15 protein-coding genes are annotated in these 17,887 nt (G+C 34.7%); 4 read left to right on the top strand and 11 right to left on the bottom strand.

Features of this window, described 5'->3' with window-relative positions; all coding sequences use genetic code 11:
• Positions 1-230: 230 nt before the first annotated feature.
• From OZP08_RS02970 to OZP08_RS02960, 3 genes are read right to left on the bottom strand one after another with little or no spacing between them, the layout of a single operon-like run.
• A complete protein-coding gene (locus tag OZP08_RS02970; RefSeq protein WP_281322945.1) occupies positions 231-1,463 on the bottom strand; it encodes a hypothetical protein in 1,233 nt (410 codons plus the stop codon).
• Positions 1,460-1,903: a Rieske (2Fe-2S) protein gene (locus OZP08_RS02965; RefSeq protein ID WP_268848272.1), complete on the bottom strand. Its 444-nt coding sequence runs from the start codon at positions 1,901-1,903 to the stop codon at positions 1,460-1,462. The genes OZP08_RS02970 and OZP08_RS02965 overlap by 4 nt, the downstream gene beginning before the upstream one ends.
• Before the next feature lie 2 nt (positions 1,904-1,905).
• Positions 1,906-3,105: a di-heme oxidoredictase family protein gene (locus tag OZP08_RS02960; protein WP_268848271.1), complete on the bottom strand. Its 1,200-nt coding sequence runs from the start codon at positions 3,103-3,105 to the stop codon at positions 1,906-1,908.
• An 89-nt stretch (positions 3,106-3,194) separates the two neighbouring features.
• Between OZP08_RS02960 and OZP08_RS02955 the strand changes: the two genes are divergently transcribed.
• The 3 genes from OZP08_RS02955 to OZP08_RS02945 all read left to right on the top strand — a co-directional run bounded on the left by OZP08_RS02955 (position 3,195) and on the right by OZP08_RS02945 (position 7,119).
• On the top strand, positions 3,195-5,066 hold the full coding sequence (locus OZP08_RS02955) for an Nramp family divalent metal transporter (protein ID WP_268848270.1): 1,872 nt from the start codon (positions 3,195-3,197) through the stop codon (positions 5,064-5,066).
• Positions 5,067-5,164: 98 nt separating this feature from the next.
• Positions 5,165-5,818, top strand: coding sequence for a metal-dependent transcriptional regulator (locus OZP08_RS02950; RefSeq protein ID WP_268848269.1), 654 nt, complete (start codon positions 5,165-5,167; stop codon positions 5,816-5,818).
• 218 nt (positions 5,819-6,036) lie between these two features.
• Positions 6,037-7,119, top strand: coding sequence for a hypothetical protein (locus OZP08_RS02945; protein WP_281322944.1), 1,083 nt, complete (start codon positions 6,037-6,039; stop codon positions 7,117-7,119).
• A 213-nt stretch (positions 7,120-7,332) separates the two neighbouring features.
• Here OZP08_RS02945 and OZP08_RS02940 read toward each other — a convergent pair whose 3' ends face one another.
• The 5 genes from OZP08_RS02940 to OZP08_RS02920 form a co-directional block, all read right to left on the bottom strand.
• Positions 7,333-7,815 carry a YybH family protein gene (locus OZP08_RS02940; protein WP_281322943.1) on the bottom strand — a complete coding sequence of 161 codons (483 nt, stop codon included), beginning with the start codon at positions 7,813-7,815 and terminating at the stop codon, positions 7,333-7,335.
• Positions 7,816-8,105: 290 nt separating this feature from the next.
• Positions 8,106-8,228, bottom strand: coding sequence for a FeoB-associated Cys-rich membrane protein (locus tag OZP08_RS02935; RefSeq protein ID WP_281322942.1), 123 nt, complete (start codon positions 8,226-8,228; stop codon positions 8,106-8,108).
• Positions 8,229-8,234: 6 nt separating this feature from the next.
• On the bottom strand, positions 8,235-10,334 hold the full coding sequence (gene feoB / locus OZP08_RS02930) for a ferrous iron transport protein B (RefSeq protein WP_268848266.1): 2,100 nt from the start codon (positions 10,332-10,334) through the stop codon (positions 8,235-8,237).
• A gap of 6 nt (positions 10,335-10,340) precedes the next feature.
• A complete protein-coding gene (locus OZP08_RS02925; RefSeq protein ID WP_268848265.1) occupies positions 10,341-10,574 on the bottom strand; it encodes a FeoA family protein in 234 nt (77 codons plus the stop codon).
• A 71-nt stretch (positions 10,575-10,645) separates the two neighbouring features.
• Positions 10,646-11,323: an SCO family protein gene (locus tag OZP08_RS02920; protein ID WP_268848264.1), complete on the bottom strand. Its 678-nt coding sequence runs from the start codon at positions 11,321-11,323 to the stop codon at positions 10,646-10,648.
• A 132-nt stretch (positions 11,324-11,455) separates the two neighbouring features.
• On the opposite strand from OZP08_RS02920, the gene OZP08_RS02915 reads away from it, so the two are divergent.
• On the top strand, positions 11,456-13,519 hold the full coding sequence (locus OZP08_RS02915) for a M13 family metallopeptidase (protein WP_268848263.1): 2,064 nt from the start codon (positions 11,456-11,458) through the stop codon (positions 13,517-13,519).
• Between the two features lie 128 nt (positions 13,520-13,647).
• On the opposite strand, the gene OZP08_RS02910 is transcribed toward OZP08_RS02915, so the two are convergent.
• From OZP08_RS02910 to OZP08_RS02900, 3 genes are all read right to left on the bottom strand, one after another.
• Entirely contained in the window at positions 13,648-14,598 is a 951-nt protein-coding gene (locus OZP08_RS02910) for a DMT family transporter (protein ID WP_268848262.1), read from the bottom strand.
• Between the two features lies 1 nt (position 14,599).
• The gene (locus OZP08_RS02905) at positions 14,600-15,424 is read right to left on the bottom strand and encodes a Rossmann-fold NAD(P)-binding domain-containing protein (protein ID WP_268848261.1); all 825 of its coding nucleotides are present in this window, start codon (positions 15,422-15,424) and stop codon (positions 14,600-14,602) included.
• Positions 15,425-15,487: 63 nt separating this feature from the next.
• Complete coding sequence (locus OZP08_RS02900) at positions 15,488-17,881, bottom strand: M20/M25/M40 family metallo-hydrolase (RefSeq protein ID WP_281322941.1); 2,394 nt, start codon at positions 17,879-17,881, stop codon at positions 15,488-15,490.
• Positions 17,882-17,887: the final 6 nt, after the last annotated feature.

Below are 17,887 nucleotides of genomic sequence, written 5' to 3'. Positions count from 1 at the left end.
GCAAGAACTTAATTTGAAGTATAAAGTTTTGTTATAGTTTGATTGCTATTGCTTTACTTCTAAAATAATTTTGAACAATACATTTATTTTCAATTTTTTTAGAAAGTATCATTTGTAAACAGTTAGTATAGTCGCCAATCAGACATCAGTTAAAATGTAATATAAACACTATGTTTTGTCGTGATATGATTTATATAAAAAATTGATCTCTGATTCTTGTGATGAAAACGTTAAAAATAACTCGAAATCCCAAGGTTGAAACCTGTAGTAGTTGATGGAGTATTACCCAAGATGTCCGTTTTCTTTTGATACAAATAATTGAATCTAATAACGGTTTCTGAAGTAGGTCTAAAACTTATTGCAGGTGTAATGCCCCAAAAATCTTCGGAAATGTTTCCTCCTGTTTCATTAAATGTACCGACATTCCAATCTACATATTCCAATCTACAAGCAATGTTAAGACTCGCATTTTTCCATCCTAGCATTGGTCTTTTTAGAATAGGTTGAACAATATCCATAAATCCTCCATATTGTTTATTGCCATATTGCTGAGAATACGTTTCTGGTACATCAACCGAAATCCAAGCCCATTCCGTTGTTATGAAGGTTTTGGTTTTAGGTATTGTGGTATTAAAGTCTAAAGCAAAAACTTTTACTCTCCTTTTTTTATCCAGAGTTATCCCGTCATCTTGAAATTTGTTGTAAACTCCATTCATATAAGAAATCCCTAATTCTCCTATTTTCTTATTTCCGACTGCCAGTTTTCCTGTAAATAGAGGAATTCCACTATTTATTTCTTCGAAGCGTTCTGGATTGAGTTTAGCAGCTGGTAAGAACGTTTTGTTTTCTGGATTATCAATTATGGAGTTATCAAAATTTCCTGAAAGGTATGCCTCATAACCAAACATCCAGTCGTTAACATACTTTTTTCCAAATATGCCTGCTCCAGCATTAGAAAATGTAGCCGGAAGCATTTGCGTTGCCGATACGGGTCTATCTGTAAATTCCCATTTTGGACCGTCATGGTTCTGATTGAATGCACCTATTGGATTTAGTATTATCCCAGCTCTAAAATTTGCGAGAGGTGTAAATTCTACATCTATAGCGGCAAATTCAATACCGATTTCTTTTCCTCCGTCTTCAAATTCAATTTCGCTTAAAAACTTAACTCGTTCACTTATGGTTGCAGACATGAATATAGACAATCTTCTTGCTTGAAATTGTTGCCCTTCGGATATTCCATCAGTTTCAATTTGTTGCCAATTGGCTTCAAGATAACCACCAATTGCCAAAGGTGTTTTTCCTAGCTTCATAGACGGTCTATTGTAGATTGCGTCCATGTTCAGAGATTGTTTTGTGCTATCTTTTTTGACTCTTTTTAAAAGACTTTCATCAATTTGGGCTTGTGCTGCTGAGAGTATTAATAAGAGGACAGTTGTGATTTTTATTTTTTTTGAAATCATTTTTTTAATGATATTTTTAGGATGTTGTTTTCAATCAGTATCGGAAAATTTCTCAAATGAGTTGTTGCAGGACCATCTTCAACAAGGCCTTTATTGTTAAACTCACTTCCGTGAGCAGAGCATTGAAGCTTGTCTCCATATACTTGTAATTCGGCTCCTTGGTGGGTACATTCCATTAATAAAGCAGTATAATTTTCAGTGTCAAATCGATAAACACAAATAGGAAATTTTAATAGCTCGTTTTGTATTATAATGTATTTTTTATATTTAGTTTTTCCATTATATTTTATTTCAAAATCAGCTATTGGCAATAGTATATCAGAACCAACTATCTCTTTTGACATTGCTAATGATGAACTGCAACTTTCTAATAATGAGACACCAGTTATTCCCGCTAAGTAACTGAATCCGCATGTTTTTAAAAATTCTTTTCTGTTCATAGCTACAATGATTTTATAAATTTCAATAATGATTCTTTGTCAGATTTGGAAAGTGCACTAAAGTTGTTTTTGCTTTTTGTTGCTTCTCCACCATGCATCAAAATGGCTTCTTCAATACTTCTAGCTCTACCATCATGCATTAAGAAAAGATTGCCACCTTGTGAACCTTGCGAAAGACCTATTCCCCATAACGGAGGTGTTCTCCATTCGAAAGTTTTTGCGTTTCCTTCAGTATAATTATCGTCTAAACCGCTTCCCATATCGTGCAATAATAAATCGGTATATGGAGCAAATGTTTTGTATGAAAGGGCTTTGATAGGTGAGTGTCCGGTCTTCAATTCTGATTTATGACAACCTGTACAATTAATTTGATTGAAAATCGCTGCTCCTTGTTTTACAGTTTCATCTTCTTGATTGCGTTGAATAGGAGCTTTCAGTGTTTGTAAATAAAAAACAACGTCATTTACGGTAGCTGTGGCAATTTCAGGATCGATTTCTAAATGAGTATAAGTATCAATTGGTCTGAATACGGATGTTATTCCCATGTCTTGATTGTATGCGTTTGCCGTTTGATGCAATAAATTATGAGCAGCAGCTTTCTTGCCGTAACGTCCAATATATTTTCCGTTTTGTGACATAGCAGTCGAGGAGGGAATTACAAAATTGGGAATGTCTATCCAGTTTGGAACACCTGAAATTCCGTCATTATTACTGTCGTTTGGGTCAGACATTGCTATGATGTCTGAATCTGTTACAAACTGTAAGAAGCCTAAGCCTGTATTTGCAGGAGGGGTAAACTTGGCAAAAGTTGCTCCCGCTGGGATTTGTTCTGGTAAATGTCCAGGCAATGATCTGTTTTGTAATTGAGGCCCGCCTTGATTTAAGAATAAATTTCCTGTTTCATCTATTTGTCCAAAACGAGTAAGAGTAGTAAATGGGTGTCCTTTTCCATCGCCTGCATGACAACTCACACAGCTTGTTGACACAAAGGTTGGGCCTAGTCCTGTTTTACTGGTAAATACCTCATTGAAAGCGGCATCCCCTTTTAGGAAGCGAGCCGATTCTTCTTGTGAAAGTCCCTCTATGGTTCCGTCTAAAACAGCATCATCAGCCGGTATGTCAGTATACGTAGCTTCACAGGATGTCAACGTAATAATTGATAGTAATAAAGCTATGCTGGATTGTAAAAATATTTTTTTCATTTAAATCAAAATTAATTTTAGACAAAACTAAAAAAAATATTTTAGAAGTGTAAAGTTATTTTATACATTTGTTTTTTAAATATTTAAAAATGTCTAAATCATTAGAAGAAGTACACCAATCGGTTACTACGCAAAATAAAACCACTATATTTAGAAGAATATTAGCATTTTTTGGGCCAGCTTACTTAGTCAGCGTTGGCTATATGGATCCGGGAAATTGGGCTACAGATATTGCGGGAGGAAGTCAGTTTGGTTATGCGTTATTATGGGTGTTGCTTATGAGTAACTTAATGGCGTTGTTATTGCAAAGTTTAAGTGCCAGACTGGGAATTGTTACTCAACGTGATTTGGCGCAGGCCTCACGGGAAACCTATTCAAAATTCATTAATTATATTCTTTATTTTCTTGCCGAAATCGCTATTGCCGCTTGTGATTTGGCCGAAGTCCTGGGGATGGCAATAGGTATTAATTTATTGTTTGGAATCCCTTTGGTTGAAGCGGTTGTGATTACTGTTTTAGATACTTTTTTATTGCTTTTTCTTATCAATAAAGGGATTCGAAAAATGGAAGCTTTTATCATCGTACTTGTTACTATTATTGGATTTTCATTTATATTCGAAATGATATTTGCGCAACCGGAAATAGGGAAAGTAGTTTATGGTTTAGTTCCTTCGTTACCCAATGAATCGGCCCTTTATATTGCTATTGGAATCATTGGTGCCACGGTCATGCCTCACAATTTGTATTTGCATTCCTCTTTGGTGCAAACCAGAAAATTTGATAGAAGTTCGGGAGGTATCAAGCAAGCCATAAAGTATAATTTTATAGATTCAACAATTGCTTTGAACTTGGCATTCTTTGTCAATGCGGCTATTTTAATTTTGGCAGCAGCAACATTCTATAAAAACGGAATGTATGAAGTGGCAGAGATTCAAGATGCTTATCGTTTTTTGCAACCGTTATTAGGAACTAAATGGGCCCCCACTTTATTTGCAGTAGCTTTAATAGCAGCTGGACAAAGTTCTACAGTTACCGGAACGCTAGCGGGTCAAATTGTTATGGAAGGTTATCTAAATTTACGTATTCAGCCATGGGTTCGTAGAATAATTACCCGTTTAATAGCAATTGTACCGGCCATAATCGTTATTTTTATCTTTGGTGAAAGCGTTACTGGAAAAATGTTGATTCTAAGTCAGGTAATTTTAAGTTTACAGTTAGGTTTTGCCATCATACCGCTTATTCATTTTGTGAGTGATAAAAAAAGGATGAAAGGATTTCACATTAGCAGAACCACAGAAATAGCTTCATGGATAGTAGCTTTAATTATCGTTTCGCTCAACGCTAAATTGGTTTACTCTGAAATTCAAGGATGGTTGGAGTCTTCAGATAATCCATTAATCCTTTGGTTAACAGTGGTACCATTGGCAGTTAGCTTCTTGATTTTGTTGCTTTATATTGTAATTAAACCTTTTGTAACGAAATCAAAACCTGATATTCAAAACCATTCTCCGCATCTTCTGTCTCTAAAGTTTTCTCAGGCAGGAACTTATTCGAACAAAAATATTGCGGTATCAGTAGATTTCTCTGCTGCAGATGAAGTTGCTTTGAATCATGCCTTTGAATTAGGCGGAATAGCTGCCAAATACACTTTGATACATGTGGTAGAAACCGTTGGCGCTATGATGTATGGAGATGAAGCCGATGATCATGAAACCAGTATTGATGAAACATTACTAAAAGAGTATAAAGAAATGCTTTCGCAAAAGGGTTATAAAATTAAGACTGAATTAGGATTTGGTGATCCCCGTAAAATTATCCCTGAAATAATAAATGGAGGTGATTTTGATATTTTGGTAATGGGAACGCACGGGCATACAGGCTTAAAAGATTTGATTTTTGGAACTACAGTCGATAAATTGCGACACAAAATTTCAATACCTTTGTTTATTGTAAAAAATTAAAAATAGTTGCTGAGGTTTTGAGTAGCTAAGTTTCTAAGATATTTTCGAAATCTTTTTACTAAGAACCTCAGAATCTATAATCTTAGAACCTGTAAAAAATGACTTTTTCCGAAGAAAATTACCTAAAAGCCATATTCCATCTTACGACTCGATTAGATGCCGAGGTAAGTACCAACGCTATTGCAGAGATGATGGAAACCAAAGCTTCATCCGTAACAGATATGCTTAAAAAATTGGCCGAAAAGGACTTGATAAATTATAAAAAATATCAAGGTGTCTCGCTAACTGAGAATGGGAAACTGGAGGCCAAAATGATTGTTAGAAAGCACCGATTATGGGAAGTATTCTTGGTTGAAAAATTAGATTTTTCTTGGGATGAAGTACATGATATTGCTGAACAGTTAGAACACATTAAATCTGAAAAACTCATTAATAAACTGGACGATTTTCTGGGTAATCCTACCGAAGACCCACACGGTGACCCAATTCCAGATGCACAAGGCCGAATGATTACCGTAGAAAAGCAATTGCTTTCAGACTTGTTGGGAAATCAAGCAGGAATATGTGTAGGGGTAAAGGATAATTCTTCAGATTTCTTGAAATACCTCGATAAACAACAAATAGGTTTGGGATCTAAAATTGAAGTCATATCTAAAGAAGCCTTCGATTTATCATTAAAAATTAAAGTTAATGGAGAAGAACTGGCTATTTCGAATAAGATTGCCAGTAATTTATTTGTGAAATTAGTTTAGATCGAAACATCATACTTCATTTAGAATTCTGAATCTTCAATAGAGTGGTTAAATTCATTATCGGAACATTGTCGTTATTTTATTGGGTTAAGTGAACACCATATTAGGTGTTTGTCTGTTTGGCACAAATTTTGATTTGTATTGTAATATTCTAATCAAGGCATAATTTATTAAGTTTAGTTTGCTATATTTACATTACAAATTTAAATCATAATATTATGAAAATAAGATTTTTATCGCTTCTAGTAATAGTAATGAGCTTGTTTGGAGCAACAGCTTTTTCTCAAACAGATAAAGATACAGAGGAATTAGGTTTGCCCGGGGACAACCTAGATCTTTATGCAGTTTTGGATCTTTTTCAAAAGTCTAAAACTATAGAAGACTTTGAAAAGTCATTGAATGATGAAAAAACTAAAGTCAATAATTTGGATTTAAACGATGATAAAAAAGTCGATTTTATCAAAGTGGAGACCAAGAAAGACGGAGATAATTTTACGTTTATCCTTAGAGACCCCATAAGTAAAAAAGAAACCCAGGATGTTGCTGTTATCATGGTTACAAAAGACAAAAACAAAAAGGTTTCTATGCAAATTATTGGAGACAAAGATTTGTATGGTAAGGATTATATTATTGAGCCTAATACTACAGGAAAAGGAGTTACTGCCAATCCTGGATATACTGGAAATAATCCTGTTACCGTAAATGTTCCGGCACAAACTACGACTGTAGTTGTGGAACAGGCACCAATCGTACAGTATGTATATTCGCCGGCTTATGTGCCATATTATCCTCCTTACTATTATGGGTATTATCCACCATGGTTCGGATTTGCAACTGTTATGGCAGTTGGTATTTACCGTCATAATCACTATTACCATCATCATGGAGGATATTACGGTCATAGCAATGTTTATATTAATCATAATAGTTACAATAACTATAATAATAATAGCAGAAACTCGTCGAATAGAGTTTCGCATAATAACATAAACAGCGGTAACAGAAACAATAATATTGGAAACTCAAGAGACGGCAATAGGAATAGTGCCTCAACACGTGATGCCAATAGATCATCTACACGTGATGGAAGTAGAAATTCGGCTTCAACACGTGATGCTAATAGATCATCATCTTCATCCAGACCATCAGCTAGCAATAATATGAGTTCTTCCCGTTCCGGTTCAGGTTCGAGTAGTTTTAATAGAGGAAGCAGCGGTGGTAGTTATAGATCTGGCGGCGGCGGCGGAGGTTACCGAGGCGGCGGCGGTGGATTTGGTGGCGGTGGCGGAAGAAGACGCTAAATAAACCTTTTTTGAATTAAAGTATATAACCCTGATAACAATGTTGTCAGGGGTTTTTATTTGCCAAAATGGTTATTTATCGAATGAATTATTCTGTAGAGATGCACTGTTGTGCATCTCTATTTTTAGGTAAAAGAATTAGGAGGTATTAAATAGAAAAGGTTCCCAAAAAATGTTTTTGGGAACCTTTTAGTAATGAATTATTGTTTTTTATTAGTTTGGCATGTCTGATGTGCCCATATCCCTTAAGCAAACATATTTGCCGTTTCTTTTTACAAATAAGCTCATGTAGTTTCCTGAATTTACAACAGCATTAGTAGAATCGACTACTTTATAATTACCAACTTCTACGACTTGGTTTCCATCATTTGACACAAATACGTCGTCGGTTTTAAAGGAGATTTTTCTTCCTACTGTAATACTATCTCTATGGGTTTTTAAAAAATCAACTATTGCTTTTTTGCCTATTATTGGTTGACTGTTTTGCGGATAGGTTATAGCATCATCAGCATGGTAACCTATGTCTTTGACTACTCCTGAGTTGTATGTGTCTGCAAACTCATTTTCTTTGGCTTGAATCTCATCTTTGATTTGATTAGTGTCAATTGCAGCGGTAGCTGATTCTTCTTTTTTACAGGAAATTAATAATAACAATACACTTGATACAACTATTCCTTTAATAAACGTTTTTTTCATAATATTCAGTTTTTTTAAATTTAGCCATTAAGGGATTGATAATTAATGACATAAATTTAATATAAAAAAATGAAACGAAATGTTTTTATAATAGAAATTCGATTAATTAGTATCGACTATACTGTAGATTTTTTGTGTTTAAGATAGTTTTTGAATGAAAGATTATGATGCTTAATCTTTATTTTAAAAAATGAAGATTTATGACAATCTGAAAGAAAATTTAGGAAGCAGTTAATAGAAATGCTATTTAATGATAAACAAAGTCAGATAGTTTTAGTCTTAAAACCCAATTAACTACAACCGCAATCGCCACTACCACAGTTTTTGTTCGATTTTTTTTTGAAGAAAAATTTTCGAATCAAAAAAGTAAGGGCAACACCTAGAATGATAAAAGCTATTATTTCTTGTATCATAATATGCTATTTTAGAATTTGAAAAGCAATCAAAGCCACTAAATAGGCCAATGTACTCATAAAAACAAGCTGACTTGCAGGCCATTTCCATGAGTTGGTTTCCTTTTTGGTTATGGCAAGAGTACTGGCACATTGCATGGCAAATGCATAGAATAAGAGTAATGAAATCCCCGAAGCAAAATTGAATATTTTCTGGTTTGTTTCTGGGTTCACTTCTTCTGCCATTTTATTTTTTATAGTATTCTCATTATCGGTTCCACCAACACTGTATATGGTTGCCAAGGTACCTACGAACACCTCTCTTGCTGCAAACGAACTGATGATAGCAATACCAATCTTCCAGTCATAACCCAATGGTGAGATTACTGGTTCGATGGTTTTTCCCATTAATCCAATATAGGAGTTTTCCAGTTTTTGCGAAGCAACAGCATTATTAAATTCGGTTTCAGATAATGGATGTGCCTTAGTATTCTCGATTATTATTTTTTCGGCTTCGTTAAACTGTTTTCCTGGTCCGTAAGAAGCCAAAAACCATAAAATAACAGATATAGCCAAAATGATTTTTCCGGCACCAAAAACGAATGCTTTTGTTTTCTCAATTACATTTATGGCCACATTCTTGAACATTGGTAATTTATAGTTGGGCATTTCTACCACAAAGAATGTTTTCTCTTTTACTTTTAGAATGATATTCAAGATATAAGCCGATAATATTGCCATTGCAAAACCAATAACATACAAAAGCATTAAGGTTAATCCTTGTACATTCAATATTCCTAAAACATAAGTATCTGGAATAACCAACCCGATAATAATGGCGTAAACCGGTAATCGAGCGGAGCAAGTTGTGAAAGGAGTTACCAATATTGTGATTAAACGTTCTTTCCAGTTTTCTATGTTTCGAGTTGCCATAATTGCAGGAATAGCACAGGCTGTTCCAGAAATTAAAGGAACTACACTCTTACCTGATAATCCAAATCTGCGCATAATTTTATCCATTAAGAAGACCACGCGACTCATATAACCACTCTCCTCGAGTATGGAAATGAATAAAAATAAAAAGGCAATTTGGGGAATGAATATCAAAATACCTCCAATTCCGGGAATTATCCCTTGTGAAATCAAATTGGTTAACACACCCGGAGGTAAATGTTTGCCAGCCATTGTGCTTAAAGTGGCAAAAGTACTGTCTATAAAATCCATTGGAATTTTGGACCATTCAAAAATAGATTGAAAAATCACAAATAAAATCAGGAAGAAAATAGCATAACCCCATATTTTGTGTGTAAGAACGCGATCTAGTTTACTGCGAAAATCTTTCGCAATACTAGAATCAATTTTTAAACCTTCTTTTAGAACATCATTGATGAATTGATAACGCTTGATGGTTTCTTTTTGTTGCAATCGTTTCAAATCCGAATGGGATTTGGTAAAAGAACTGCGGATTTCATTGCGTTCCAGATTCAAGAAGTTGACATCTTGTGTAATTACTAACCATAATTTATACAATAACTGATTAGGAAAGGCATGACGAAGATTATTAAAATATTCTACATCAATACTCGAAGCATTTAAGCAAGGTTCGCTTGAAATGGTTTTATAACTAACAATTAAATCCTTTAATTCCTCTATTCCGTGTCCTTTTCTGGAACTGATAAGCGCAATTTTGGTTTTTAAATGTTCTTCGAGATAAGAAATATCCAAAGTAATTCCTTTATGTTCCATTCTGTCAGCCATATTAATGATTAGAATGGTAGGAATTTCAAGATCTTTTATTTGGGTATAAAGAAGTAAATTTCGTTTTAGATTCTCCACATCGGTAACCACAAGGGCAACGTCTGGATAGAGGCGATCATTTTTGTTAAGCAAAAGTTCTATAACAACACTTTCGTCAATAGAACTGGCGTTTAAGCTATAAGTACCCGGTAAATCAAGAATATTGGCTTTGATATTGTTGGGCAGTTTGCAAAAACCCATCTTTTTCTCTACGGTAATTCCGGGATAGTTACCAACTTGTTGATTCAAACCTGTGAGTTGGTTAAAAACCGAAGTTTTCCCCACGTTTGGATTTCCAATTAAAGCAACATTGATATTTTTTAAACTCATTTTTCTTTATTTTTTAATGAGTTCAACTTCAATTTGTCTAGCTGTTTCGATACGTATAGCAAGATGAGAACCATTAATGTCCAAATATAGTGGATCTCCAAAAGGAGCGATTTGGAGTAATTCGACTTCATTACCAGGCAAACAACCCATTTCTAGTAATTTTAATGGGATAACGTCGATATCAAAATCCAGTATGATGGCTTTTTGTCCTTTTTTGAGGGAATGTATCGTTGTTTGCAAAGCTTATTTAGATTGAATTAAGATTGCAAAAATACATTTTTTATTATAATTAAAACTGATAATTATCAGATTTACTCATTTTTTTCATTATTGGAAAGCCAATTAATATCTTCTATTAATCGCTGAATGTCTTCTTTCTTAGTTCCGTCATAAAAACCTCGCACACGTCTTTTTTGGTCTACCAAAACAAAATTCTCGGTATGTACCATATCATACAACTCTTCTGGTTTTCCAAGCTTTACAGCCAAGTAGGATTTTCTGGCCATTTTGTAAATTTCTTTTTTATCGCCGGTAACAAGATTCCATTTTGCATCAATCACACCGTGCTTTATCGCATAAGCTTTTAGTACAGGTACACTATCGGTTTCTGGGAAAACGGTGTGAGAGAGCAACATTACTTTTGGGTTATTTTGTATCGCTTTTTGTACATCGACCAAGTTAGTTGTCATTTTAGGACAAATAGAGCCACAAGTGGTAAAGAAAAAGTCGGCAACATATATTTTGCCTTCATAATCTTTTTGGGTAATGGTTTTTCCGTTTTGGTTTACAAAAGAGAAATCAGCAATGGTATGGTACTTACTAACGTATTGTATGGTAGTGTCTACCAACTCTGGATTTACATCGGCCGGATTGAAAATCGGCAATGTTTTATTGGGTTTTAAAGCCGAATAAAATAAGTAAAGAGTTGTAACAGAAAAAATCAAAACAATACCAATATATATTCGGTATTTTTTTAAAATAGATAACATAATTTTAATTTGCTGCAAAAATACAAAAAGGAATCTCTCTTTTGAATATTTTAATGAATGGAATTATATCTGTTGTCAATTTGTAAAAAAATATTGATAAGTTTGTAATAACATCTAAACCAATAAATAAGAATGAAAAATTTATTAACTAAACGGCTTATTTTTGTAATTCCAGCTTTTATTTGGGTTACAGAAGGCCAAGCACAAAAAGTAGTAAAAATTACAGAACCAGGGATTAATGTTTTGTATATGGATAAAAATACAAAACCGAAGGATGATTTTTTCCGTTTTGTAAATGGGACATGGTTAGACAAAACTGAGATTCCAAGCGATCGAACTTCTTGGGGGAGTTTTAATGAGTTAATCAAAAAAACGGACAAAGATGCTATGGCAATTCTGAAAGAAGCATCAGCCAATCCAATTTATAAATCGAACACAGATCAAGGGAAAGCGATTAATCTTTTCAAATCGATTATGGATACCGTTGCTCGAAACAAACAAGGAATTTCTCCTTTGAAACCTTATTTGGCAAAAATTGATAAGGTTAAAAATATTCAGGATTTACAGAAGCTTTTAGTAGAGATGGAACCTGTAATTTCTGCAGGCTTTTTCGGGTTACAAATTGGAGCTGACGAGAAAAACAGTAATAAGAATTCTATAAATTTAGTAATTGCCAGACTAGGTTTACCAGACAAGGATTATTACTCTTCTGTTGATAAAGATCCTAAAGAAAAACGCGAAAAATATGAACTTCATGTAGCAAGAATGCTTCAGTTTATAGGAGAGAGTCCCGCAGAAGCTAAAGTAAATGCTTCAAAAATATTGGCACTTGAAACTGCATTGTCTAATCCAAGATTGGATAGAGTAGAACGTAGAGACAGTCGCTTGCAATACAATCCGATGACGATTGCTGATTTACAAAAAATGACACCGGCAATACAATGGAATGCTTATTTCTCTGAGTTAGGTTTTAAAAAATTAGACACCATTATTGTTACAGAACCTAGATACATGAAAGCTTTGCAAACTGTTTTTACCGAGAACAAAGTTGCAGATTGGAAAGAATACATGAAATGGACCGTTCTTAATGCATCGGCAGGAGAATTGTCTACAACTATAGAATTGGCCAATTTTGATTTTTATGGTAAGACATTAACCGGTGCTATTAAACAAAGACCTAGAGAAGATAGAGCTTTGCAAACTGTAAACAGATCAATTGGAGAGGCATTAGGTAAATTATATGTTGAAAAAATGTTTCCGGCTGAAGCTAAAGAAAAAGCGGAAAAAATGATTCAGAATGTAATTTTAGCTTACCATCATCGTATTGATAATTTGACTTGGATGTCGCCAGAAACAAAAATAAAAGCGATTGAAAAATTAAATAAAATCAATGTCAAAATAGGATATCCAGACAAATGGAAGGATTATTCTGCTTTACAAATTAAAGGTCCAGCGGAGGGAGGTAATTGTTTTGAGAACATGAGAAACTTGAACCGTTGGAATTTTCAAGAAGATTCAGCAAAACTTTCTAAACCAGTGGATAAAACAGAGTGGGGAATGTCTCCTCAAACTGTTAATGCTTATTATAATCCATCTTATAATGAGATTGTATTTCCAGCCGCTATTTTGCAACCGCCATTCTATAATTACCAAGCAGACGAAGCTGTAAATTATGGAGGAATTGGAGCAGTTATTGGTCATGAAATTTCTCATGGATTTGATGATGCTGGAGCACGTTATAATGCTGATGGTAATCTTGTGAATTGGTGGACTGCCGAAGATTTAAAACAATTTACAGCATTAGGAGGCGCTCTTGCAGATCAATACAGTGCTATAGAACCATTACCAGGAATTCATGTAGACGGTAAATTTACGCTTGGTGAAAATATTGGGGATTTAGGAGGTGTAAACGCCGCTTACGATGGTTTACAACTGTTCTTAAAAGCCAATGGTAATCCAGGATTAATCGATGGATATACACCAGAGCAACGTTTCTTTGTATCTTGGGCTACAGTTTGGAGAACAAAAACGCGTGATGAGGCTTTGAAAAACCAAGTAAAAACAGATCCGCATACTCCTGGAATGTACCGTGCTTATGTGCCAATTCAGAATATCGATGCTTTTTATCAAGCGTTTGATATAAAAGCGGGTGACGGAATGTATATTGTACCAGAGAAAAGAGTTAAGATTTGGTAATTTATTAATGCTAATAAAACAAAAAATCCCATTTTGATCAGTTATCAAAATGGGATTTTTGTTTTTATATCTAGTCTAAAGAAAAGAGACATAAGGACAATTTTATTAATGAAATCAGATATTTAAAATTAATTGATCTCAGTTATAGGTTCAATAGTGTTTTTCTTTTTTCGCATGGCATAATTAATTAGATATAATCCAATTAAGGTAACGCTTCCGCCAAAGATAATTGCTGTGGTCAATGGTTCCCCAAAAATAAAAGAGCCCAAAATAACCGCAACTATCGGATTGACATAGGCATAAACACTACTCAATTCGGTAGGGAGTTTTTGTAAAGCATAAATAAAAGCAATAAAGGTCAATACTGAACCAAAGAGTACCAGATAGGCAATTGACCACCAAGAATTGGCCGGTATTTCAGATACAGGGATGGTAGCGCCAGTAGCACCTACAAAGGTAAAAAGGAAAATACTGGAAATAAACATTTGTAAACCCAGACTAAAGTATGGATTAAAACTAGCCGCTTTTTTCTTGGTATATAAAGTTCCAAAAGCCCAGGTAATAGTTGCTGCTATCGAGAGTACAATGCCAAATTGGAAGTCGGGTTGTAAAAAATCGAGTAGGTGTTCGTAAAAGATAACACAAACACCTCCAAAACAGATCAAGATTCCTAAAACGGCCAATCGTGTAATTTTTTCACCCTTAAAAATACTGATAAACACGATCCACAAAGGAACCATTGCACCAATGATGGCGCCTAATCCGCTACTGATATATTTCACTCCCCAAGTGCTAAGCCCGTTGCTACAAACAAAATTGAGTAAACTTAGGATAAAAATGGTTTTCCATTGTCTTCCTTTAGGCCAAGGGGTTTTCTTAAATATAAAAAAACACACATAAAGAGAACCCGCAATAAATTGTCTAATAGCCGCCAGTTGAAGCGCAGGCATGTGTTTGACTCCTTCCTTGGAAGCAAGCCAAGTGGTTCCCCAGAAAAAGCTCACCCAACATAGGGCCAAAATAGGTAATCCAATGGAATTAACTTTGGATTTGAAAAGGGTTTTTATTTTTGTTCTCAACTTATAAATCGGTTTTAATGAAGGTATAGCCTAAAGTATTTTCTACTTTGTCACTCAAAATAAGTTTTTCAATAGAAGGTTTTGAGTAATCAAATCGAGGCAAAGATAAGGCTAATTCAATTGCTTTTTGTGTATAATAAGTTTCTCTTGTAGGATGAAAAGGACATACACCATTATAGATTTCATTCCAAGAATGTGTTGCTATTATTTTTAAGATTATCCCAATGCAATCTTCTTGATGAATAAAGTTAATAGGAGCTTCGGGATTATTCAAGTTTTCTTTTCCTGCCAGAAAATGTATTGGATTTCGGTCTTCGCCAATGAGTCCACCAAAACGGAGAATCGTGGTTTTGAAGTTTGGATTTCCTTGCAAAAGCGCTTCAGCTTCCAGTAATTGTTTGCCGCTTTCGGTATCGGGATTTGCAAGGGTTTCTTCGGTTATTGTAGTATTTGCTTCCCCATAGACCGAAGTTGAACTCACAAATAGAACATTCGTAACCGTTGATTTTTCAATATACGGAATCAAAGTCTTTATTTTTTCTACAAATACTTTTTCATTCGTAGTCAAAGAATCATTGTTATTCCCTCTTAATTGTGGCGGAATATCGATAACCAAAGTTTCACTTCCGTCAAGGAAATCTTTGATGGCACCAGTTATTCTTTTGCTGTCAAGCGCAACCAAAAAAGGATCAATACCTAATGTTGTTAATCCAGAAAGTTTACCTTCGGATGTGGTTGAACCTTTTACAGAAAACCCATTTGTTAGTAAGGCTTTTGCCAAAGGCATGCCCAACCATCCACAACCTAATATGCTTATTTGTGTCATTTTTATTTTTATAACCTATTCAGGAAAATCTTTATCAAGTCACAATTTGCGGGTAACATTTTTTTATTTTACCCGTAAACTATCCTTAACCACCTTTAAACTATCAGTAGGTGCAGGTTGTAACAATTCTGGAGTAGCAATAGGTACAACTGCTTTTGGAGTAGGTTTTATTTTTTGTCTAATTACTACTGCATCATTCAAGACAAAAGGTGTAGGCATCATCCAACCTTCTCTTTGGTTCATGGCGAATAATGGATTGGTCATTAAATCAAAAGAACTTTCCATGACATTCATATCAAAAACTGTATTTTTGTTTATGGTGAATTGCAATACCAGTGGTTCGTTGTTGACTACATAATAGCTCAATAGTTTGCTGCCATTTCTTTCTAATTCAGTTCCTTTTTGGCCTAAAGTAGAAACACCATTTGCCTTGAAATTAAAAAACGTCATGTTTTCATTGGCAAAAATATCATAGCGATTAACCTTTCGGTTTGGGGTAATTTGAATCTTTAAAAATCTTCTGAAACCCACAATACTATCTTGTAAAAACGTAATAGTTGGCTTGGCAATTCCTTTATTTGGTGCTTCGGAGGCATATGTAAACTCCGAATTGTATTTGCTAAATAATTTTAGATCATTCCATATTTTTGCATGTTTTGGGTTTTCACCCAAATAGCTTTTTGTCCATGAATCAAGATTGGTGTCATAAGTGACCCAATTGGCTTTGTTTGTGTCTGCATTATAGAGATACACTAAACTGTTTGATTTGGCTTTGCCCAATTCATAACCCGAATTGTACTGGGCTTTTGCCAAAAAGACTACAGTCATTAATAATAGCAATAAAGACCAGCCTCCTTTTTTGGAGAAATCCCCAAAAACTGGCAACAGTAGGGTAAATGTCAAAACGGTCAAAATAGCGCTACCAAACAATACTTTCAAACCTAAACCTACCGGAAACATTTCGATAAACGGACCAATAATCAATAAAGCGGGAATACCACAAATTAGATTTAAAATCCAATTAGATCTTTGGCTAAAGATAAATACGGCAAAAGCCAATAATCCAAAATAAACAGGAATAATCAAGAATCCTGCACCTTGTAAACTGTTGGCAAGAAATCCATTCAATACAATCCAAAACAATAGCGGAACCACATAATGATTCATAGTCACTTTTGACTTTGAGGCAACGTGATAAAAGAAAAAGGATATCGAAAGACTGAGTAATACAAAAGCTGTAATATAATCGTGTCCGTTGTATGTAAAACCGTTGAGTAAATCATTGTATTGAGGATTCAATAAAAGCAATCCTTTCCAGCCATAATAGGTAATCAATCCGGTAACTATTAAAGCGCCCAAAAAAGGAAAAAAGCCTTTTATGATATCTTTAGCTTTCAACATACGTTTGGCTTTACCCAAAAACACCAAAATGATAAGCAAACCTGCAGCTATCAATGTCATTGGCATTACCCAGGCAAAAGGATAGCTGATAAACGTAAACGGAATTGTGAAGTAAACATCATCTGTTGTTGAAGCCGTAGCATTCAAATCAGCATTCGAAAAATAATTCAGTAAAGGCATCAAGTATGAACCCTGATGTTTCAGCGTACTTCTGTCTAAATGCGCCACATCATCCTGAGCAGTATGGTAATTAAAATGGCTGTCGATAAAAGCAAAATTAAATCCTTGAATATCGCCTTGTTCTCTAAAAACCGTTAAATCAGTGTCATTTGGTAACATTTTGTAAATACTATACATCAAGGAATTCGAAACTGGATATGTAGCGCCCGCTTTGGCAAATTCTTGAACCATACCAGCATTACCTTTGTTGGTTTCCATTAACATATAACTTGGACCTGATGAGCCACGGGCTTCAAAGTTTAGAACAAGCCCCACTTCTTTTGCCCATTGGTGTTGGGTAACAAAAAGAGCAGCACCATTTAAGCCTAATTCTTCAGCATCGGTAAACAGAATAATGATGTCGTTTTTATGTTTGGTTTTGGCATTCAAGAAAGCACGAACACCTTCCAGTATTGTAGCCACACCTGAGGCATCATCACTGGCTCCGTGCGAAAAGGAGTGCGGTGCACTGTCATAATGGGAGAGTAGGAGCAATGCTTTACCATCTTCTGTACCTTTTATACGGCACATTATGTTTTTTGACTTTACAAGATTTCCCCAATCGCTCAATGTAAAACCTTCTTGAGTAGCAGTTTGAAGCCCCAGTTTTTGAAGTTCTTTAAGGATATAATTGGCCACAACTTCGTGGTTTTTGGTACCTACATAATGCGGTTGTTTGGCAATCGCTTTTATATGATCCAGAGCCCTTGAGGTTGAGAACTCAGTAATTTTTTTGTTTTCATCTGCAGACCATGAAGGCATCATTGTTACAAATAGAAATCCTAAAACCAAGAAGATAGAAACAGCAATTATAATAGACGAGAAATTTTTTTTCATTATTTA

Source organism: Flavobacterium aestivum (genome assembly GCF_026870175.2).
Taxonomy (GTDB): domain Bacteria; phylum Bacteroidota; class Bacteroidia; order Flavobacteriales; family Flavobacteriaceae; genus Flavobacterium; species Flavobacterium aestivum.
This window is presented reverse-complemented; position numbering and strand designations above follow the sequence as displayed.